This is a genomic window from Nocardia tengchongensis (genome assembly GCF_054781395.1).
The window spans coordinates 1,708,770-1,728,704 of sequence record NZ_BAAGUM010000006.1 but is presented as its reverse complement, the minus strand read 5'-3'; the positions used below and the strand labels follow the sequence as shown (position 1 = coordinate 1,728,704).

19 protein-coding genes and 1 tRNA gene are annotated in these 19,935 nt (G+C 67.1%); 13 read left to right on the top strand and 7 right to left on the bottom strand.

What is annotated here, in order from left to right; all coding sequences use genetic code 11:
* Window position 1: 1 nt before the first annotated feature.
* The 7 genes from ACYVKL_RS18960 to ACYVKL_RS18930 all read left to right on the top strand — a co-directional run bounded on the left by ACYVKL_RS18960 (window position 2) and on the right by ACYVKL_RS18930 (window position 7,169).
* Window positions 2–205 carry a ferredoxin gene (locus ACYVKL_RS18960; RefSeq protein WP_379165043.1) on the top strand — a complete coding sequence of 68 codons (204 nt, stop codon included), beginning with the start codon at window positions 2–4 and terminating at the stop codon, window positions 203–205.
* On the top strand, window positions 202–765 hold the full coding sequence (locus ACYVKL_RS18955; RefSeq protein WP_357190080.1) for a nuclear transport factor 2-like protein: 564 nt from the start codon (window positions 202–204) through the stop codon (window positions 763–765). The genes ACYVKL_RS18960 and ACYVKL_RS18955 overlap by 4 nt, the downstream gene beginning before the upstream one ends.
* On the top strand, window positions 762–2,015 hold the full coding sequence (locus ACYVKL_RS18950; RefSeq protein ID WP_460772298.1) for a hypothetical protein: 1,254 nt from the start codon (window positions 762–764) through the stop codon (window positions 2,013–2,015). Before ACYVKL_RS18955 ends, ACYVKL_RS18950 begins: the two co-directional genes overlap by 4 nt.
* Before the next feature lie 25 nt (window positions 2,016–2,040).
* Window positions 2,041–3,651: an acyl-CoA synthetase gene (locus ACYVKL_RS18945; RefSeq protein WP_379165039.1), complete on the top strand. Its 1,611-nt coding sequence runs from the start codon at window positions 2,041–2,043 to the stop codon at window positions 3,649–3,651.
* Between the two features lie 65 nt (window positions 3,652–3,716).
* Window positions 3,717–4,430: an acetoacetate decarboxylase family protein gene (locus tag ACYVKL_RS18940; protein ID WP_379165037.1), complete on the top strand. Its 714-nt coding sequence runs from the start codon at window positions 3,717–3,719 to the stop codon at window positions 4,428–4,430.
* Window positions 4,427–5,197, top strand: coding sequence for an SDR family NAD(P)-dependent oxidoreductase (locus ACYVKL_RS18935; protein ID WP_379165035.1), 771 nt, complete (start codon window positions 4,427–4,429; stop codon window positions 5,195–5,197). The genes ACYVKL_RS18940 and ACYVKL_RS18935 overlap by 4 nt, the downstream gene beginning before the upstream one ends.
* 190 nt (window positions 5,198–5,387) lie before the next feature.
* Entirely contained in the window at window positions 5,388–7,169 is a 1,782-nt protein-coding gene (locus ACYVKL_RS18930) for an ABC transporter ATP-binding protein (protein ID WP_379165033.1), read from the top strand.
* Window positions 7,170–7,254: 85 nt separating this feature from the next.
* Here ACYVKL_RS18930 and ACYVKL_RS18925 read toward each other — a convergent pair whose 3' ends face one another.
* Window positions 7,255–8,076, bottom strand: coding sequence for a crotonase/enoyl-CoA hydratase family protein (locus tag ACYVKL_RS18925; protein ID WP_357190090.1), 822 nt, complete (start codon window positions 8,074–8,076; stop codon window positions 7,255–7,257).
* Window positions 8,077–8,213: 137 nt separating this feature from the next.
* On the opposite strand from ACYVKL_RS18925, the gene ACYVKL_RS18920 reads away from it, so the two are divergent.
* The 4 genes from ACYVKL_RS18920 to ACYVKL_RS18905 all read left to right on the top strand — a co-directional run bounded on the left by ACYVKL_RS18920 (window position 8,214) and on the right by ACYVKL_RS18905 (window position 12,828).
* Window positions 8,214–9,803, top strand: a complete 1,590-nt coding sequence (locus ACYVKL_RS18920) for a succinic semialdehyde dehydrogenase (RefSeq protein ID WP_379165030.1) — start codon at window positions 8,214–8,216, stop codon at window positions 9,801–9,803.
* Between the two features lie 204 nt (window positions 9,804–10,007).
* Window positions 10,008–10,193 (top strand): hypothetical protein, encoded by a 186-nt coding sequence (locus ACYVKL_RS18915; RefSeq protein ID WP_379165028.1) that lies wholly within the window; start codon window positions 10,008–10,010, stop codon window positions 10,191–10,193.
* Window positions 10,194–10,222: 29 nt separating this feature from the next.
* Window positions 10,223–11,641 (top strand): N-6 DNA methylase, encoded by a 1,419-nt coding sequence (locus ACYVKL_RS18910; RefSeq protein ID WP_379165026.1) that lies wholly within the window; start codon window positions 10,223–10,225, stop codon window positions 11,639–11,641.
* Window positions 11,638–12,828, top strand: a complete 1,191-nt coding sequence (locus ACYVKL_RS18905) for a restriction endonuclease subunit S domain-containing protein (RefSeq protein WP_379165024.1) — start codon at window positions 11,638–11,640, stop codon at window positions 12,826–12,828. Before ACYVKL_RS18910 ends, ACYVKL_RS18905 begins: the two co-directional genes overlap by 4 nt.
* A gap of 32 nt (window positions 12,829–12,860) precedes the next feature.
* On the opposite strand, the gene ACYVKL_RS18900 is transcribed toward ACYVKL_RS18905, so the two are convergent.
* Window positions 12,861–13,472: a YbhB/YbcL family Raf kinase inhibitor-like protein gene (locus tag ACYVKL_RS18900; protein ID WP_379165022.1), complete on the bottom strand. Its 612-nt coding sequence runs from the start codon at window positions 13,470–13,472 to the stop codon at window positions 12,861–12,863.
* A gap of 136 nt (window positions 13,473–13,608) precedes the next feature.
* Here ACYVKL_RS18900 and ACYVKL_RS18895 point away from each other — a divergent pair, with 136 nt between their 5' ends.
* Window positions 13,609–14,469: a helix-turn-helix transcriptional regulator gene (locus ACYVKL_RS18895; RefSeq protein WP_379165020.1), complete on the top strand. Its 861-nt coding sequence runs from the start codon at window positions 13,609–13,611 to the stop codon at window positions 14,467–14,469.
* A 54-nt stretch (window positions 14,470–14,523) separates the two neighbouring features.
* Window positions 14,524–14,970: a nuclear transport factor 2 family protein gene (locus ACYVKL_RS18890; protein ID WP_379165018.1), complete on the top strand. Its 447-nt coding sequence runs from the start codon at window positions 14,524–14,526 to the stop codon at window positions 14,968–14,970.
* Window positions 14,971–15,044: 74 nt separating this feature from the next.
* Here ACYVKL_RS18890 and ACYVKL_RS18885 read toward each other — a convergent pair whose 3' ends face one another.
* The 5 genes from ACYVKL_RS18885 to ACYVKL_RS18865 form a co-directional block, all read right to left on the bottom strand.
* A complete protein-coding gene (locus tag ACYVKL_RS18885) occupies window positions 15,045–15,569 on the bottom strand; it encodes a hypothetical protein (protein WP_379165016.1) in 525 nt (174 codons plus the stop codon).
* 303 nt (window positions 15,570–15,872) lie between these two features.
* Complete coding sequence (locus tag ACYVKL_RS18880; protein WP_379165014.1) at window positions 15,873–17,324, bottom strand: amidase; 1,452 nt, start codon at window positions 17,322–17,324, stop codon at window positions 15,873–15,875.
* Between the two features lie 283 nt (window positions 17,325–17,607).
* A tRNA-Pro gene (locus ACYVKL_RS18875) sits at window positions 17,608–17,681 on the bottom strand.
* A 64-nt stretch (window positions 17,682–17,745) separates the two neighbouring features.
* Window positions 17,746–18,537, bottom strand: coding sequence for a DUF8017 domain-containing protein (locus ACYVKL_RS18870; protein ID WP_379165012.1), 792 nt, complete (start codon window positions 18,535–18,537; stop codon window positions 17,746–17,748).
* Between the two features lie 284 nt (window positions 18,538–18,821).
* Window positions 18,822–19,871 (bottom strand): DUF8017 domain-containing protein, encoded by a 1,050-nt coding sequence (locus ACYVKL_RS18865; RefSeq protein WP_379165010.1) that lies wholly within the window; start codon window positions 19,869–19,871, stop codon window positions 18,822–18,824.
* Window positions 19,872–19,935 lie beyond the last annotated feature (64 nt).

Here is a 19,935-nt window from a genome sequence, read left to right as displayed (position 1 = left end):
CATGCGCCTGGTCGTCGATCTCGACCTCTGCCAGGGCCACGCCGTCTGCCAGGACGAAGCCCCCGGCCTCTTCCAGGTGCCCAAGACCGGTCAGGTTCAGATCCTGCGCCCCGACCCCGGCACCGACCTGGACGCGGCCCGCGCCGCCGTCCGCTACTGCCCGACCCAGGCCCTGTCGCTCGTAGACGACAGCGCTGTCGAATGAAGGAGACAGCCGTGAGCTGGTCCCGCGACGAACTCGACGAAATGATCCGCCGCTGGGTGGACGAGAACAAACAGTGTGAAGCGGCCGGGGACTGGAAACCCTTGGAGCACTTCTACACCGACGATGCCACCTACGGCTGGAACTACGGGCCACAACAGGAGTTCATGGCCGTCGGCCGCGACGAGATCCGCGATATCGCCCTCGGCCAGGAGATGTTCGGGCTCGAAGGCTGGACCTACCCGTATCAGGAATTCGTGGTCGACGAGCGCAACGGCAGCGTCATCGGATTCTGGAAGCAGGTCAACGAGCAGCAGCGCCCCGATGGGCGGCCCTACAGCCCGGAAGGGCTGGGCGGCAGCTGGTTCCGCTACGCCGGGAACTTCCAGTGGTCCTGGCAGCGCGACTTCTTCGACTTCGGCAATGTGACCGCGCTGTTCGTCGAGATGATCTCGAACAACGCGCTCTCGTCCGGCATGCGCAAGCGCATGGAGCGGTCCATGTCGGGCGCGGCGCTGCCCGGCTGGTACCCGATCGGGAAGGGGCCGGTGCCCCTGTGGTGACCAGCAGATACGCGTCACTGACCAGATCCGAACTGGCCCTGCTGGTTCCGGAACTGCTGCTGTGCGGGCACCTGATCGACCGCTCCGGCATGGCGCACGTGCTCGGCGCGCTCGGCCGGGAGGGCATGACCGCGGTCGCCATCGACGAATGGCAGCTGGCCAGCCCGGTCTACACCCGGCGCATGCGACGGGCGCTCGACATCACCGGCGACGGGGTGGACGCCATCTTCAAAGGCTTCCAGCTCGACATCGGCGCGCCACCGCAATTCATGGACTTCCGGTACAAGGTGATCGACCACGATCACGGCGAATTCCATCTCGACCACTGCGGCGCCCTCGCCGACGTGGAACCGATGGGGACCGAATACGTGGTGGCCATGTGCCACGACATCGAGGACCCCACCTTCGACGCGACCGCGCTGGCCACCAATCCGCACGCCCAGGTCCGGCCCATCCACCGGCCGCCCCGCGAACCCGCGGATCGGAAACCGGTCTGCGCGTGGACGGTCACCATCGACCCCGCGCACGAACCACCCAGCCCGCACCCGGACGCGCAGCTGGTGGCCGGGTCCGAGGCCGCTGCCACGGTGCTCGACCCGATCGACCCGGAAGACCCGGGGCAGCACAACTATTCGGGCCCATTGCTGAGCGATCTGCGCTTCGAGGACTTCTCGCGGTCCGCGCTCATCCGGATCGCCGACGAGGTGAGCCTGCAACATCACCTGCTCACCCTCGGCTACCGGACCGCCGTCGAGTCGCGGACCAAACCCGAAGTGGCGCTGGATATCCTGCGCAAACAGTTCACCGGCATCGCGGGCCTCACCGCCGCCCGTATCCGCGCGGCGCTCGGACTCGGCGACGATATGGCGGCGCTGGCCAAGGTGCTGCGCCTGCACCCGGCGCTGAATCCGGCCGCCTACGTCGACATCGAGGTCTCGGCCGAGACCACCGGCGGCGAGCAACTGGTCGAACTGCGCATCCGACGCGGCTGCGGGGCGGTCGACGACGGCGCGTGGCCCGCACTGCTCGACCCCGAACACCTCGCGCCCCTCGACGCGCTGGTGCGCGGGGTGAACCCGCGCTTCCACACCCGCGTCCGGGAGGCCGCCGAATGCGGGCTCACCCTCGAAATCGGTTGCGCCGACCTGCCGTACCGGGAAGCGGACGAGGTCGCCATCACCCGGTTCAGCACCGGGGCGGCCTTCGCCTTCACCGACCGGGGCACCCCGCTGCCGCTCACCGTCCTGTAGCCGGAACACACCAGGAGACACGGCCATGGCGTGCAATTTCGCCGACCTCTACGAACACTCGGCCGACGCGGTGCCGGACCGGATCGCCGTCATCGAAGGGGCGCGGCGGCGCACCTTCGCCGAACTCGACGCGCGCGCCGACCGGCTCGCCCACCACCTGGCCGACGCCGGCGCGGGACCGGGCACCCACATCGGGTTCCACATGCACAACAGCATCGAGAGCCTCGAAACACTGCTGGGCTGCTACAAGATTCGCGCGGTGCCGGTCAATATCAACTACCGGTACCGGGCCGAGGAACTGCGCTACGTCTACGACAACGCCGACCTCGAGATGGCGGTGCACCACCGCTGCTACGCGCCGCTCATCGAGGAGATCCGGCCGCTGCTGCCGAAACTGCGGCACACCCTGGTCGTCGAGGACGACCAGGGCGGCGCGGGACTGGACAGCCGATCCGTGGCCTACCAGGAGGCCCTCGAATCAGCCGCTCCGGGACGGGATTTCGGGCCGCGCAGCGCCGACGACCACTTCATCATGTACACCGGCGGCACCACCGGCCTGCCCAAAGGCGTGATCTGGCGGCAGGAGGACATGTGGCGGGTGCTCGGCGGCGGCATCGACTTCTACACCGGTGAACCCGTCGCCGACGAATATCAGCAGTCCCGGGCGGCGGCGCAGAATCCCTCGCCCATGACCTGGTTCGTGCTGCCGCCGCTGATCCACGCCGCCGCCATGATGCCGACCTTCACCGCGCTGTGGTCGGGCAACGCGGTGCTGTTCCAGCCGCGCTTCGACCCCGACGAGGTGTGGCGGGTGGTGGCGCGGGAACGGCCGCACGTCCTGGTCGTCACCGGCGACGCCATCGCGCGGCCGCTGGTCGACTCCTACCGGGCCGCGCCCGTGGACGCCTCCTCGCTCATCTCGATCGGGTCGGGGGCCGCTCAGCTCACCCAGCCGGTGAAGAACGCGCTGCTGGAACTGTTCCCGAACACGCTGGTCACCGAATCCATCGGATCCTCCGAAACCGGTTTCGGCGGAATCGGATTCGCGCACAAGGACGACGACCCCGCCCGCGCGCCCCGGGTGAACACCGGGCGCGGCGCACTGGTCGTCGACGACGCCGGGCAGCCGGTCGCGCCGGGCGGGGAGGGCTGGGTGGCCAAGACCGGCAATGTGCCGATCGGCTACTACAAGGACCCGGTGAAGACCGACCAGCTGTTCCGCACCGTGGACGGGGTGCGGATGGTCATCACCGACGATCGGGCGCGCGTCGAGGCAGACGGGTCGGTCACCCTGATCGGGCGCGGCAACATGGTCATCAACACCGGCGGCGAGAAGGTTTTCCCCGAGGAGGTCGAGGCCACGGTCAAGGCCCATCCGTCGGTCTACGACGCGGTCGTGGTCGGGGTGGCGCACGAGCGCTGGGGGCAGTTGGTGGCGGCGGTGGTGTCCCCGGTCGACGGCGTCGTCGACTTCGCGTCGCTGGAAGCCCATGTGCGGGATCGCCTCGCCGGATACAAACTGCCGCGCCGGATCTGGGTGACGGAGACGGTGGCGCGGACCCCGAGCGGGAAGCCCGATTACCGGTGGGCCAAGGCATACGTGGCCGAGCGGGCGCCAGACCATGAAAGTGGGTGACCGGTGAGCGGACAAACTGCGCGAAACCGCCGCCGGGCCTCACTGAAACCTGTTCTAATTCGAGCATGGTAGAGGCCCACACCGTCCTCGGTGAGCAGGTCAGGATGCCGGTGCAGATCCGGCAGGCGGACGCGTCGTCGGCGCTGTTCCTCGTCGACGCCGGCGCGGCGAGCGACCTGCTCGCCGGCACCGGCCTGGAACCGCTCACCCTGTGGCCCGGGAAGGCCGTGCTCTCGCTGGCCTTCGTTCGCTACATCGACGGCGACCTCGGCCCGTACCACGAATTCGCCTTCTCGATCATGGCCCGGCAGCCCGGCCGCAAGGACAGCACCGGCGCCTACATCCACTGGCTGCCGGTCAACCAGAGCTTCACCTGCGAAGCGGGACAGTCGATCTGGGGCTTCCCCAAACTCATGGCCGACATCGACATCACCCCCGACGGCCGCGGACACCGCTGCGAGGTCCGCGTCGACGGGCAGTTCGTACTCGCCCTGCGGATCGCCGACGGGCTCCCTATGCCGGCCGGTGCGGGCGGGGCGTCCATCGACGCCTACACCGCCCGCAACGGAATCCTGCGGCGCACGCCGTGGATCATGAACCCAGGCCGCGTCCGGGGCCGGCCCGGCGGCGCCCGCCTCGAACTCGGAGACCACCCGGTCTCCAGCCAGCTCCGTGCCCTCGGACTACCCGGGCGCGCACTGTTCTCCAGCCGGATCGGCGCCCTCCGCATGACCTTCGAGGACGCCGCCACCGTATTGCAGACCCGGGAGGTCCGATGAGCCGCACAGCTCTCGTCACCGGCGCGGCCAGCGGCATGGGCCGCATCGTCGCGCAACGCCTCGCCGCCGCCGGCTGGCAGGTCGCCGCGGTCGACCTGAACGCCGACGGGCTCGCCGCCACCGCCGCGCGCTCACCCAACACCCACACCTACGAGTGCGACGTCTCCGATGCCGCGCAGGTCCGCGCCGTCGTCGAGAAGGTGCGCTCCGAACTCGGCACCATCGACCGGCTGGTGCACGCCGCCGGCATGTGCCACGTGCACGCCTCCGTTCTGGACCACGACGTGGCCCAGATCCGGAAGATGATGGACGTCAACTACATCGGCACCGTCAACCTGTGCCAGGCCGTCATCCCCGCCATGAAGGACGCCGGCGCGGGCACCGTGGTGCTGTTCGCCTCGGTGGCCGGCTGGCTGCCCTCACCCGGCATGGCCGGATACACCGCCTCCAAACACGCGGTCATCGGATTCGCCGACAGCCTCTCCTACGAACTGCACGACAGCGGCGTCCGACTGCTGGTGCTGTGCCCGCCCATGGTCGAGACCCCCTTCCTCGACGCGGTCCGCGAGGAGAACGCCAGCGTGCTCGGCGGCTCCGGCGGCGTCAGCCCGGAATTCGTCGTCGACACCCTGGAAAAGGCGCTCGCCAAACCGAAATCGCCGCTCTACGTGTTCCCGGGGCAGGCCCGCCCCGCCTACTACATGCGGCGCTTCCTGCCCGGCGTGGCGCGCGCCATCGTCCGGCGCTCCATCCATCCGACCGGATAGCACCCCCCGAATGTGGATGCCGGCACGTGCTCCGATCGGCATCCGCTCCGGTGCTGGGCGGCCGGGCTCTGCGGCCGCCCAGCACCTGTATTCCGGCAACCACCCGGCAATAATTCAGTAGCGCCATCAGTCCCCACCAGGCACTCTGGGCTGTCTGCACAGCTCGAAGCATCTGGTCGAGAGGGGATGAATGAGTACGCGCACGTCCGCGGTCAGGCTGGTTCTGCGCTACTACGGCCGGGAGATGGCCCGGCGCAAGGCGATCACGACCACGGCCATGCTGGGGCCCGCCCTCGGCAATATCTGCCAGCTCTACATCGCGCCGCTACTGGTAGCGATGATCGTGGGCAAGGTGGCAGCCACCGGAGACTCCTCGATCGGCACCCTCGCGCCGTACGTGGTCGGGTTCGGCGTGCTGCTGTTCATCGCCGAGGTTTTCTGGCGCGTCGGCATCCACTTCCTGAACCGGTTGGACGCCAACGGCATCGAGAACCTCTACAACACCGCCATGGACGAACTGCTGGCCAAGGATTCGGCGTTCTTCCACAACAACTTCGCGGGCTCGCTGACCAAACGCGCCCTCAGCTTCGCCACCCGGTTCGAGGACTTCGCCGACACCTTCGCCTTCGAGATCGTCGCCGCGTTCGTGCCGCTGACCTTCGCGTCGGTGGTGCTGTGGCGCTACGACCCGATGCTGGTGATCGTGCTGCTCGGGCTGATCGCGGTCAGCGGCGCCGTCGTCACCCCGCTGATCCGGCGGCGCCAGCACCTCGTCGACGACCGCGAGGCCGCCATCGCCCTGGTGTCCGGGCACGTCTCCGACACCCTGTCGAACATGCAGGCGGTGCGGGCCTTCGCGGCCGAACCCGAGGAGGTCGCCGAACATCAGCGGCGGGTCGCGGTGCAACGCCGAAAGTCGTTGCTGTCCTGGGACTACAACAACCTCTACATCGACACCGCCATCACTCCGCTGATGGTGATCGTGAACGTGGCCGGGTTGCTCATCGCCCTGGGCATCGGCGGCGGGCACGCCTCGGTCGAGGTGATCATGGTGGCCTTCACCTACTACTGGAACGCCACCGGGATCATGTTCCGGTTCAACCAGATCTACCGGCGGCTGGAGAGCACCACCACCGAGGCCGCGCAGTTCACCGAACTGCTGCTCGAATCGCCGACCGTGCTGGACGTGGCCGAACCGGAACCGTTGCAGCCCAAGGGATCCGATATCCGATTCGAGCGGGTGGACTTCGCGCACGCGGGCGCGAAACCGCTGTTCCGCGGGCTGGACCTGGAGGTGCCCAGCGGTGCGCGCATCGGCCTCGTCGGGCGGTCCGGCGGCGGCAAGAGCACGCTCACCCAGCTGCTGCTGCGCATGATGGACATCGACGGCGGCGTGATTCGCATCGGCGGCCAGGACATCTCGCGCCTCCGGCAGCGGGATCTGCGCAGCCTGCTGTCCTACGTGCCGCAGGACCCGGCCATGTTCCACCGGTCACTGAGCGACAACATCCGCTTCGCCCGGCCCGACGCCACCGACGCGGAAGTGCGGCGCGCCGCGAAAGCCGCGCACGTCACCGAATTCGCGGACGGACTGCCCGAGGGCATGAACACGCTCATCGGCGAGCGCGGCGTGAAACTGTCCGGCGGACAACGCCAGCGGGTCGCGCTCGCGCGGGCCATCCTGCGTGACGCCCCGATCCTGCTGCTCGACGAGGCCACCAGCGCCCTCGACTCCGAGAGCGAGAACCTGGTGCAACAGGCGCTCTGGGAGTTGATGGAAGGGCGTACGGCGCTGGTGGTCGCGCACCGGTTGAGCACCGTGGCCGGCATGGACCGGCTCATCGTGCTCGATCGCGGGCGGATCGTCGAAGAGGGCAGCCACGACGAACTGCTACGCGGCGAAGGTACGTACGCGCAGCTGTGGCGGCACCAGTCCGGCGGGTTCCTGGGCGAGGAACTGGCCGCCCGCTGACGGTGAGGTGGCGACGCGAGAGGGTCGTCGCCACCTCATCTCCGGGGGAGCAGTCCCCGGAATTCTTCAGGGCTTCCCGAATTCCTCAGTTGCCCTGGAAGTTCGGCTTGCGCTTCTCGGCGAAGGCGCGGGGGCCCTCCTTCGCGTCATTGCTGCGGAAGACCGGCAGGCCGACCTTGGCGTCGATCTTGAAGGCGTCCTCTTCGTGCAGGCCCTCGGTGTCCCGGATGACCTTCAGGATCGCCTGCACGGCCAGCGGGCCGTTGTTGTTGATCAGCTCGGCGATCTCGAGCGCCTTGTCCAAGGCGGTGCCGTCCGGCACCACGTGACCGATCAGGCCGAAGTTCAGCGCCTCCGCGGCGGTGATGTGGCGGCCGGTCAGCAGCAGCTCCGCGGCCACGGTGTACGGGATCTGGCGGGGCAGGCGCACCGCCGAGCCACCCATCGGGAACAGGCTCCACTTCGCCTCGGACACACCGAACTTGGCGCTCTCACCGGCGATGCGGATGTCGGTGCCCTGCAGGATCTCGGTGCCGCCCGCGATGGCCGCGCCCTCGACCGCCGCGATCAGCGGCTTGGTCAGGCGGCGGCCCTTGAGCAGGCCGGGCATGCGGGACGGGTCGAAGGCCGACCCTTCCTTCATGCCGTCCTCGGGCTTGTTCTTGTTCATGTTCTTCAGGTCCGCGCCCGCGCAGAACGCGCCGCCGGCACCGGTGAGGATGCAGGAGCGGATCTCCGGATCGTTGTCGACCGTGTCCCACGCCTCGGTCATGATGGCCAGCATCTCGCCGGTCAGCGCGTTCTTGGACTTCGGGCGGTTCATGGTGACGATGAGCGTCGCGCCACGCTTCTCGACCAGCGCGTGCGGCTCGGTGTTGGCGGGGGTTTCAGCAGTCGTCGCGGTCATCGCCGACCCTTCTTTCGCTATGGACGATCCAAGATTCCGGCACGAAAGTACCCCGCGCCGTTGTCCTAAACAATAACGTGTTCTAGTTTGGATCATGGTGACCGCCGTCACGGGCGGCAAGTAGTGGAGAGAGTCCCATGAGCACAACGAGCAAGGCGAAGCTTCCGCCGCGCGTCACGGAATCCCTCATCAACCGGCTGACCGCGATGGTGACCGCGGGCAAGGCCGGCGAGGCCCGCGAGCCCTTCGAGATGACCGAGGTCTACACCGGCGACGTCGTCGGCTACCTGCCGCAATCCTCCCCCGAGGACGTGATCGCCGCCGCCGAAATGGCGCGCGCCGCGCAGAAGGAATGGGCCGCCCGCCCGATCAAGGACCGCCTCGCCGTCTTCGAGCGCGCCCACGAGCTGCTGCTCACCGAAATCGAGACCCTCGCCGACCTGATCCAGATCGGCTGCGGCAAGGCCCGCCGCATGGCCATCGAAGAAGTCTGCGACACCCCCATGGTGATGGCGCACTACATCAAGACGGCCGAGAAGACCCTCAAGCCCAAGAAGCGCTCCGGGCCCATGCCGGTCATCACCTCCTCCACCGAGGAGCACCGGCCCAAGGGCGTCATCGCGGTCATCGCGCCCTGGAACTTCCCCTTCGCCATCTCCATGTCCGACTCCACCCCCGCGCTCATCGCGGGCAACGGCGTCATCATGAAGCCGGACAACAAGACCGCCCTGTGCACCCTGTACGGCATCGAACTGCTGCACAAGGCGGGCCTGCCGCGCGGGCTCGTCCAGGTGGTCTGCGGCGGCGGCCCCGACGTCGGCCCCACCCTCATCGACAACGTCGACTTCGTCATGTTCACCGGCTCCACCGCCACCGGCCGCACCATCGGCGAACAGTCCGGGCGCAACCTCATCGGCTGCAGCCTCGAACTCGGCGGCAAGAACCCGATGATCGTGCTCGACGACGTCAACCTCGACGAGGCCATCCCGTCCGCCGTGTTCGCCGTCTTCGGCAACACCGGCCAGGCCTGCATGCACATCGAGCGCATCTACGTGCACGAACGCATCTACGACGAGTACCTGCGCCGCTTCACCGCCGCCGCCGAGGAACTCGCCGGCAAGATGGGCGCCAGCTACGACTTCGAACCCGAGATGGGCTCGCTGGTCTCCGTCGACCACATGAAGCGCGTCGCCGCCCACGTCGACGAATGCCGCGAGAAGGGCGCCACCGTCGTCACCGGCGGCAACCCGCGCCCCGACATCGGCCCCGCCTTCTTCGAGCCGACCATCCTCACCGGCGTCACCAAGGACATGGCGCACGCCACCATGGAGACCTTCGGACCCGTCGTCAGCGTCTACAAGTACAAGACCGACGACGAGGCCGTCGCCCTCGCCAACGACACCGCCTACGGGTTGAACGCCAGCATCTGGGCCGGAAACATCGACCGCGCGGTGAAACTCGCCGAGCGCATCGAATCCGGCGCCATCAACATCAACGACGGCTTCGTCACCAGCTACGCCGCCAAGGGCACCCCGTCGGGCGGCGTGAAGCAGTCCGGCGTCGGCACCCGCCACGGCGCGGCCGGGATCCTGAAGTACACCGACACCATCAACGTCGGCGTGCAGAAGAAGCAGATCATGGCCGCCCGCGCGTCCATGCCGTACGAGAAGCAGCTCAAGTCGACCCTGGTCACGCTGCGGCTCATGCGTCGCCTGCACCTGGGCTGACATCAGACGAAAACAGCTCCACCGCAACAGCCCCGGACCCGCGCCGGGGCTGTTCGCTTTTCGCCGCGCGATCTTGCTCGATTCAAAATCCCAAACGGGCTTCTGTCGTCCTCCGTGGTGTGCAGACCATACCGTTGACTGTGTACCGGGGACGACCGGACACAGAGCGCGGACCGGCACTGACCGGCGTGGGAGGGATTCGTTATGCACTACAAGGGTTTTGTCGTCGCGATCGTGGCGTTGTCCGCGATCATCGTGGCGCTGTCGGCCGGCATACTCGCCCGAATCGCTGGCGGCACCTATGTGAAGGCGGTACAGAGCGGAGCGGTGTCGTTCGCAGGTGCCATGACTCTCGGCCTTGCGGTAGTGACTGCATTGGGGGGCCTGTGAATTCCCCGGTGCGTCCGACGGATCTAGACATGGATGAACGGCTGCGGCAACACGAACAGCTCTGGGCCGGTCTGGATTCCCTGGCTGGCTCGATTGGTCCGATTCCTGCACACCGGATTCTCTTGCAGCTCTTGGTGGTACGGAGTCTGGTCCCGGACAAGGATCCGCGCTGGGATCGACTCAGGACGTGGGCCGCGGGGGCGCGGGCGCCGGAGGCTTCCATCGATCAGCGGCTGCACGATGAACTGGTCGAATTGGTCGGTGCCGACAGATTCGCCGCCGAAGCGTGGCTCGACCAGGACCGAGTAGTCCGGCCCAGCAAGTCGACTTGGGCGATGTTCCAGCTGGTCGTCGACGGCGTAGCCGCAGAGAAGTTCAATCCATCCGAGACTTTCGAGCTGGTCCTGCATCGTTTCTCACAGCAGCATGGGACTGGGGGGAATTATTTCACGCCGCGATCCATCGTGCGTTTGATGGTCGGGCTGGCCGCACCGACCGCGACTGATGCGGTGACCGATCCTGCCTGCGGGTCGGGCGGGCTCCTGGTCGCCGCCGCAAATTATGTCCGTGCGATCGATCCCACCGGGGAACTGCCGGCGCTGACCGGCCGGGATATCGCCCCATGGGTTGCCTACATCGCCCGCTTGAACATGGTCCTGCAGGACTTGCAGGCAGATCTGGGTGGTGAGAACCGCAGCAGCCTGCTCGACTTCGATAGTGAGCCACGCGGCCAGGACGTGGTATTGGTCAACCCTCCCTTCAATCAGGCAAACTGGGCCACAGAGGATGAAATTCGCTCGGGAACATGGGAATTCGGCAGACCCCCCCAATCGAATGCCAACTTTGCATGGCTGCAACAAGCCACTCGGCGGCTGTCAGTTGCTGGACGGGCGGTCGTCCTCATGCCTGCAGAGAGCACACGTGATAGTCGCCGCGTACCGCGAGAGATCATGACACAGATGGTCGATTCGGATCTCGTGGACGCGGTGGTTTCGCTCCCTGCGCGACTGTTTTCTCACACGCGAGGTGCTTGCAGTGTGTGGGTGCTCGCCAAGGACAAGCAGGGGAAGTTCGGCGGCCGATACCGTCGCGATCAGATCTTGTTCATTCATGCAGTGGATATGGTCGAGCAACTCCCTCGAAAGCGGAACCGGCTACCGGATTCCGCTATCGAACGGATCGTCGCTGCAGTTGATGCGTGGCGCGGCGTCGATTGGGACGACTTCCGGCCGGATGACAGCTGGCCCGGCCGACAGTGGTGCGTAGCCGCGACGGCCGAGCAGATCCGTGCCTGCGATGGCGATTTGACGCCCTCTCGATATCTGACTGCCGGGCCGCTGAGTGCTGATGATGAAGGCTTCGAACGGCTCGTACAACGTTTGGAACAACGGAGCGCCAGAGTTCGTGAGTTGGATCAGATCATCCTGCAGGAGTTGCGGGGCATATGAATACGGTGCAGCCAGCTGAAGGTCCCGAACTCCAGCGGATCCGGTTCGGCGATCTCGAAGGTGTCACCGTCACCTACGGAGTGGTGAACACCGAGCGGTTTGACAACCACGGCATTCCGATGCTTCAGGTGCAGAACATCACGGGCAATCGAATACAACCCGCGGTGACAATGCGTATTGGCCCCGACGTGCACCGGAAGCACCTTCGGACGGAACTCAGGTCGGGGGATCTGGCGCTGGTCCTGGTCGGGCGAGTCGGCGAACTGGCACTGGTCACCGAAGAGTTTGCGGGCTGGAACGTGTCCCGAGGGATTGCTGTAATCAGATGCGAGCGGTCGGAACCCTGTCATCTGCTCGATTGGTTGAGGTATTGCTTTGCCGCGCCGTCGATGCGGGAATGGTTCGCCGCCCAGGCGCGCCGATCTGCCCAGCCGACGCTCAGTCTCGAATCACTCAGGGGGTGTGAGGTTCCGGTCCCTTCCACCGTGGAACAAGCACGATACGTTGAGCTATTCGAACACATGGAAAGGCGGGCGGCCGCGAGTCTTGAAGCCGCGACGATTCATCTGGGTGTGGCTGATGCACTGTTCGAACAATGGGTGCATGAGGTGGGGACGTCGCAGGTAGCGCTGCGTGAGTTGTGTCAGACGGTGACGGGCTCCCGGCCCGACCGCCCGAAAACATCGCAGTCGCAAAAGACTTTGAAGGCCCCGACCTACACCGTGCGACCCGAGTGGGTCCTCAACGCCAGGTCGCCTTGTGCCGACCCACGGGGCCCACACGCGGTCGAAGTCTGGTCTCGGGGCGCACCGGGTCAGCTGATCATCGCGACTAAGAAGGGAACGGCGCAGGTACTTCTCGATCTGACAGACACCATGACGGCAGCTCGTGGAACTCTCGCTGTCCGAGTTTCTGATGTACGCGATCAATGGTGGCTGCTTCACGAACTGCGCTCGCGCCGAGCCGAACTATGTGCCCTCGCACGCGGCTCTCGGGAACCGAGCGCCCGTGCGCTCGGCACGCTGAGAATTCGATGGCCGGAACCGGAAGTCCGGCATGCCTTCGCCAGCCTCGCCGCGCTGTTACACGAGCGCGCGATCGTAGCACTGGAAGACCACGACGACATGGGGCAATTGATCGGTCTGACGGTGGAGCGGATCATCCGAAGCCGCACTCCGTCCCCGTGACTGCGGTGGACGGGCCGGTGTGATTCGCTCGATCAGGGGCGCTGCGCGGTCAGCGACAGGTGGGCGACGCCGATGATGTGCGAGCCCATGCTGAAGGACGCGACCGCCGGGGTGGCGGTGGGGGGCAGGCCCAGGGTCGGGGTGTCCAGGGCCAGGACCGAGATCTGATAGGTGTGCGCGCGATCCCCGGCGGGCGGGCACGGGCCCAGGTAGCCGGGTGCACCCGCGTCATTGGTGCCCGCGACACCGGCCGCACCCGTCGTGAAATCGGTTGCGGTGGAAGGTATATCCCAGTTCACCCAATGCCAGAAGCCCGCGCCGGTCGGGGCGTCCGGATCGAACATGGTGACCGCGAAACTCTTCGCGCTCGCCGGAGCGCCCGACCATTGCAGCCGCGGCGCGTGATTGGCGGCGGTGCAGCCGAAGGCGCCCGCGTAGAAGTCGGCGGGGAAGGCGTGATCGGCCGTGCCGTCCGGGGTGGTGACCGTGAACTGTGCGGCCGAAGCCGGAACGACCGGCCGAACCTGAACGGACGCAACCGGAGTCGCGGTCTCCGTGGCGGGCTCGTCGCTCCCGCAGGCGGCGGCGGACAGCAGGGCCGCCACGGCGAAGGTCGCGGGAACAATGCGTGCGATGCGAGTCATGGCGATTCTCCTCGGTGTTCGAATGACACGACGAGCATCCCGAAATCCGGAACCCCCAGGGAGAGCCTCCGCACCCTGGTATCCCGCATACCACCCAGCCGCTCCTAGGCTGGGAGCCGAAGATTGGAGTGCGAGCGTGGACCCTACGGCATCCGGAAGCGAGCTGGGCGCGTTCCTGCGCGCCATGCGAGAACGCCTGACCCCCGCCCAGGCGGGTCTCCCTAACGTCGGCCGCCGCCGCACCCCGGGCCTGCGCCGCCAGGAGGTCGCGCAGCTCGCCGCCGTCAGCATCGACTGGTACATCCGCCTCGAACAGGGCCGCGTCGGCACCCCCGGAGCCGCCGTCCTCGACGCCCTCGCCGCGGCCCTCCACCTCACCGACGCCGAACGCGCCCACCTCCACCTCATCGCCCGCGGCGCGACACCCCCGGCCCGCACCACCCCCAGCGCCCCACCCGCGTCCCTGCTCGCCATCCTCGACGGCCTGACGGCACTCCCCGCCTACCTGACCGACTTCCGCCTCGACGTGCTGGCCCGCAACACCGCCGCCGTCGCCCTGTTCGGACCCGACTTCGGCCCCGGCGTCAACACGGCCCGCCTGACCCTCCTGGACCCCGGCATCCGCGCCACTCAACTCGACTGGGAACGCGTAGCCCGCGAAACCGTAGGCAACCTTCGTCGCAACGACGCCCGCCACCCCGGCGACCCCCGCCTCCGCGACCTCATCACCGAATTACGCACCGACAGCCCCGAATTCGCCACCTGGTGGGAAGACCACACCGTCCAGGACCGCAGCCACGGCACCAAACGCATCCGCCACCCCGAAGCCGGCGACCTCACCGTCACCTACGACAACCTCACCAGCCCCGACGGCGCCGACCACACCATCACCGTCCTCACCCCCGCCGACCCCGCCACCACCACCGCCCTCCGCACCATCCTCACCACCCACGCAAACCGCCTGGGCAGCACCAGACTTCACCCCGTCGCAGGCTGACAGCCACCCGAACCCGCCCAGCCACGAGCAGCCGAACGCGTATCGTCCCGCTCCATGAGCACAGCCGCTGACACCACCGCCGTCACGAACCTGATCGCGCAGTACGCCGAACTCGTCGACGCCGGAGACTTCACCGGAGTCGGCGCACTGTTCGCAGACGCCGAATTCATCGGCGACGGCGGCTCTGTCCGAGGCAGCGCAGCCGTCGAAGCGATGTTCCACGCCATGGTGATCCGCTACGACGACGGCACCCTCCGCACCCACCACGTCACCACCAACATCGCCATCGAATTCGACGAGGCAGCGCACACCGCGACAACGCGTTCCTACTTCACGGTCTTCCAAGCTCTGCCCGACCTGCCTCTCCAGGCCATAGCCGCAGGCCGCTACCACGACCGATTCGAACGCCTCGACGGACAGTGGCGATTCACGGAGCGCCGGGTAGGCATCCAATTGACCGGCGACCTCAGCCACCACCTTCGTATCCGTTTGCCAGACTGACGGTCTGGGCCCCGGGCTCCCGGAACGCAAAACCCTCGGCTCTGGAAAAAGCCGAGGGTTTCAACCACGTGATGCTACTTCTGAGCCGACAGGCTGCTGAGGAGCCCGCCGATCACCGGAATCGAGCTCGCGCTGCCCGTTCCGCCCGTGGACGGGGCGGGCGGGGTGCAGCTTGTCCCCGTGGGTGCGCTCTGGACGACGTCGATCATCCCGGTCGATACGGTTTTGGGCGTGTAGGCGTACGGATTGAAGGAGGCCACGGCATAGACCTGGTGCTGTCCTGCATCGGTCGGGGTCCACTGGATGGTGACATTCTGTCCGGCTACATATGTCGCGACGTCAGTGAGGTAGGTGTTCTTCTGGGTCGCGAACGAGTAGTCGAAGAACGTGAACTCCCAGAAGCCCGGAGCCTGCGCGTGCAGGGTTTCGGCGTCGGCGGCAGGCAATGTCGCCGTATAGGTCGAACCCACGCAGTAGGCGGGAGACTTGGCGATGGACATATCTGCCGATGCGGTCGTAGCGGAGACGATGGTGGCCACCCCGATCGCCGCTCCTGCGGCGATCCCGACGGTCGAACGAGCAAGGACCGACATTTTCATTGCACTTTCCCCTCTATCGAAATCCCCGTGTGTCAAGGGGACTTACGCAGGCTAACGTAAGTGACTGACATGCGTTTCAGAGTGGTGTCGCACGGCGCGGAATCGCTGGTCAGCAAGCGGCAAGGGTGGATGCGAGGAAGCTGCGGACCGCACCGAGAATCAAGATTCCCAATAGTCCTGAGAGCGAGCAAGGCCCTGACAAAGTGAACTGGTCAGGGCCTTCTGCTGTGTCTCAACCACGGTCGGGGTCACAGGATTTGAGCCTGCGACCTACTCGCCTGGTTGGGTACCCGGTGGGGTGCCTTATTTCGGTGGCTGGAAGCCGCCGATCTTTTGCTCGAGTAGTTCGGCGAGGCGTAGCGGGGTGCGGTCTTCGAACATCGGGCCGATGAGCTGGACTCCCACCGGGAGGCCCTCGAGGGAGCGGCCTGCGGGGATGGCGGTGGCGGGGAGGCCGGGCATGGTGGCCATACCGGCCCAGACGAGTTGGTCGAAGTAAGGGTAGTCGACGCCGTCGATGTCGATGTGGCGGTTCTCCAGGCCTCCGGAGTGATTGTGCGGGAAGGCGGGGGTGGGGGTGATGGGGCAGATGACGGCGTCGAACTCGGTGAAGAGTTGGCGCCAGGATTGGCGGTGGAGTTCGCGGCGGTTGTTTGTTTCGACCCAGTCGCGGTGGCTGAGGACCATGCCGCGCAGCCGTGCCGCATCGAGGCTGCGGTCGTCCGGGCTCAGGGCGGCGGCGTGGGTTCGGAGCTGGTCGTATGCGTCGATGGGGAGACTTGCGGCGGCGTTCGACAGCATCAGGCGCATGTAGAGGGTCGCCGCCTCGGTGGGATCGGGCAGCAGCGGACTGTGTCGTTCGACGCGGGCGCCTTCGTCTACGAGCGCCTCGGCGACCCGGTTCACGGCTGCCCGGACCGCCGAACCGGTCGGGATGAGGGGATGGTCCTCGATGATCAGGACGCGGAAGTCCGACAGCCGCTCGTGGCGGGCGGGAGGTAATGCGACGTCGTAGGCGATGCCGTGGGTCAGCGGGTCCGGGCCGGCCATGACGTCGAGCAGCAGGGTGAGGTCGCGGGCGGTGCGGGCCATCGGGCCGACGACGGCTAGGTCGAGGTCGGTGGGCAAGGCCTGGGTGGGCGGCGGGGCCATGCCGCGGGTCGGGGCCAGCCCGAGTGTCGGCTTGTGTGCGTAGATGCCGCAGAAATGCGCGGGGGTGCGCAGTGAACCGGCGAGGTCGGAGCCGATGGACAGCGCGCCGAATCCCGACGCCAGGGCCGCCGCCGACCCGCCCGAGGATCCGCCCGACGTGCGGCTGTGATCCCACGGATTGTTGGTGGTGCCGTAGATCTCGTTGAAGCTCTGGATATCTCGCAGCATCAACGGCACGTTCGTCTTACCCAGCAGCACCGCGCCGGCCGCCTTCAACCGCGACACCTGGACCGCGTCCTCGGTCGGCAGAAAGTTCGCGTGCTGCGGCATGCCCCAGGTCGTGGGCAGCCCGGTCATGTTGTACGACTCCTTGACCGTCACCGGAATACCCAGCAGCGGTCGGTCCTCGCCGCGGGCGAGCGCCTGGTCGGCCCGGCGCGCGGTGGCTCGCGCACGGTCGAAGTCCGCCACACAGATCGCGTTGATCACCTTGTCGTCCCGCTCGATGCGGGCGATCGCCTCATCCGTCAGTTCCACCGAGGTCACCTCACCGGCACGCAATGCAGCTGAAAGCTCCTCGGCCGAACGCAAATTCCACTCCATGAATTCGACGTTATTGGCCTGCTTCGGAGGGCATAAAACACCGCTTCGCACAACGAAAAGGTCGAACAGGCCGCCTGCACCGGCACTGTCACGCACCCGATCTGCCATCCCACCCCAGGTCACGGCGTTGACAGGGTGCTGACGTCATCGGCGCGAGCCATGAAATGCCTTTTCGCACAACGGGAGAGATATCTCAGTTGGTGGGTGAACAGCCCTGGAAAACGAGGAAGGCCCTGACCAGATGAACTGGTCAGGGCCTTCAGCTGTGTTCTCAACCACACAGTCGGGGTGACAGGATTTGAACCTGCGACCTCTTCGTCCCGAACGAAGCGCGCTACCAAGCTGCGCCACACCCCGTGAAGTGAACGTGCAGTAGCTTAGCGCACCCGGTGTCCAGGTGTTAAATCGGCTGGTCAGGGGGCTAAAGGAGGCGGAAAGAGGCGAAGAGTTTGCGGGCGAAATCGGAGGTTACGGAGCGGTCCACGCCGGTGTCGGCGACGATCACCAGGACCAGGGAACCATTGGTGGGGCCGGCGCTGACGGCGAAGGTGTAGACGGAGAACGTGGTGGCACAGCCGGTGGGGGCGGTGAAGGCGCCGGTGGTTTCCAGGAAGGTGCCGTGGAGGGTGTTGTCGCCGGCGTCCAGGGGTTGGGGGGTGCCCGCTTGGGACGAGGTTCGGGTGGACCAGCCGAGACGGGCGGCGTGGGCGCCCACATCGGTGGCGGCGGCCGTGGCGTCGGAGATGTCGGAGGTGGACAGAAACATGTTGGTGCGCACGTTGTTCGGGCAGTAGTCGACACCCTCCTGGCTGAAACCGGCGGCGGCGAGATGGTCGGCGTCGGTGCCGTACTTGGTGGTCGAAAGATCGATGGTCCAATCCGGGGGGATGTCCCAGGCGGCCTTCAGGTCCTTGGGAACCACCACCTGATAGCCGGGGATGCGGGGCTGCAACGTCGAGGCAGGGGTCGTGGTGACCGGGGCGGTGGTGACCGGCTTCGTGGACGGTACCGGCAGGGCGGTGGGGGAGGGCGTCGAGCCGGAATCGCGCATCACGACCACGGTCGCGACGATGGCGACGATCGCCACCACCAATGCGCCTATGCCCGCCAGCAGCCACAGGCGGCCACGATCGCCGGGCGGCGGTGGGTAGGTGCCCGGCGGTGGAGACGTCGCCGGGAAAGGGGCGGGGCCGGTGCCGTACGAATTCGCCATCGGGGGAGTCGGATTCGGTCCTGACGCATAGGGACTCGGGCCCGGCACATACGGATTCGGCCCGGAGGCGTACGGGTTCGGCGCTGACACATACGGATTCGGGCCGGAGACCGGAGGATTCGGATGTGGTGGCGGGTTCGGGGGAGGGATCGGGTTCGGGGCGGGCCGGTCGTGGACCGGGCCCTGCCACCAGTCGCCACTGGACGTTGTTTGCTCCGGATCGATGTCCTGGCCGTCCTGTCCGCTGCTCACCGGCGGACCCCCTGTCTGACGAGTCGGGTCGCCTACTGGATCGGGCGAATGCCGGCGAGAATCTTCTTCGCCAGGGTCGCGTCCACCGACTGGTCCACACCGGTGTCCGCGGCGATGGTGAAGACGAAAGCGCCACTGTCACCGGGGAAAGCGAAGGTGTAGATCGAATAGGTCGAGGCGCAGCCGGCGCCGGAGGGCGCGGCCGTGCCCTTGGTCTCCAGGAACACGCCCTGCAGCTGCCCGTCGGAGGATTGGAACGATTCCGGGGCGCCGGGCGTCGTGCCCGTGGAACCCGACCAGCCGATCCGGCCCAGACGGGTACCGATATCGGCGGCCGCCTTGGCCGGGTCGGTCTCGTCGGACTGCGTCAGGAAGACGTTGGTGCGCACGTTCTTCGGGCAGTAGTCGACGCCGTCCTGCGCCAGCCCGGCCACCGGAATGGTGTCGCTGCCCTGGCCGAAGACATCCTGGCCGGAGCGATCCAGCTTCCAGTTCTGCGGAATATCGTAGGCCGCACCGTTATTCGGGATCGTGATCACCTGATAGCCGGGAATCACCGCGGCGGGCGTGCTGGTCGCCTTCGGAGCCGTGGTCTTGGTGCCTGTCGGCTTGGCCGAGGACGACGGCTTGGCCGTGGTCGAGGTGAGGGCGCTGATCAGCGACGGCGTCGTATTCGACTGCGCCGAAGGCGAAGTCGAGCTGTTGTGCACCAGCGCCGCGATCGACACCACCGCCACGATCGCCACCACCAGCGCGCCCAGACCGGCGAAGAGCCAGACCCGGCCCTTGCCGCCGCCCGAGGGCGGGGGATACGCGGGCTGCTGACCGTAGCCCGGCGGCCGGTTGAACGCCTGCGTCGGCGGGTACTGCGGCGGCACGTACGTGCCGCCGGGCATCGGTGTGGTCGGCTGATACCCGGGCTGCGGCCAGGGCTGACCGGGCGGCGGCTGGTTCGGTGGGGGCTGCTGTGCCGGATAACCCGGCTGCGCCCAGCCCGGCTCGGCCGCGGGCGTGCCCTGCCACCAATCCGGATCGGGTTCCGACCCGCCGCCTTCGTTGCGGTGGTTGTCTCCACTGGTCACGACGTGGCCCCCTGACTGACGACTACATACCGCGCTGTATATCGCGGCAGACGCTCAGGGCATA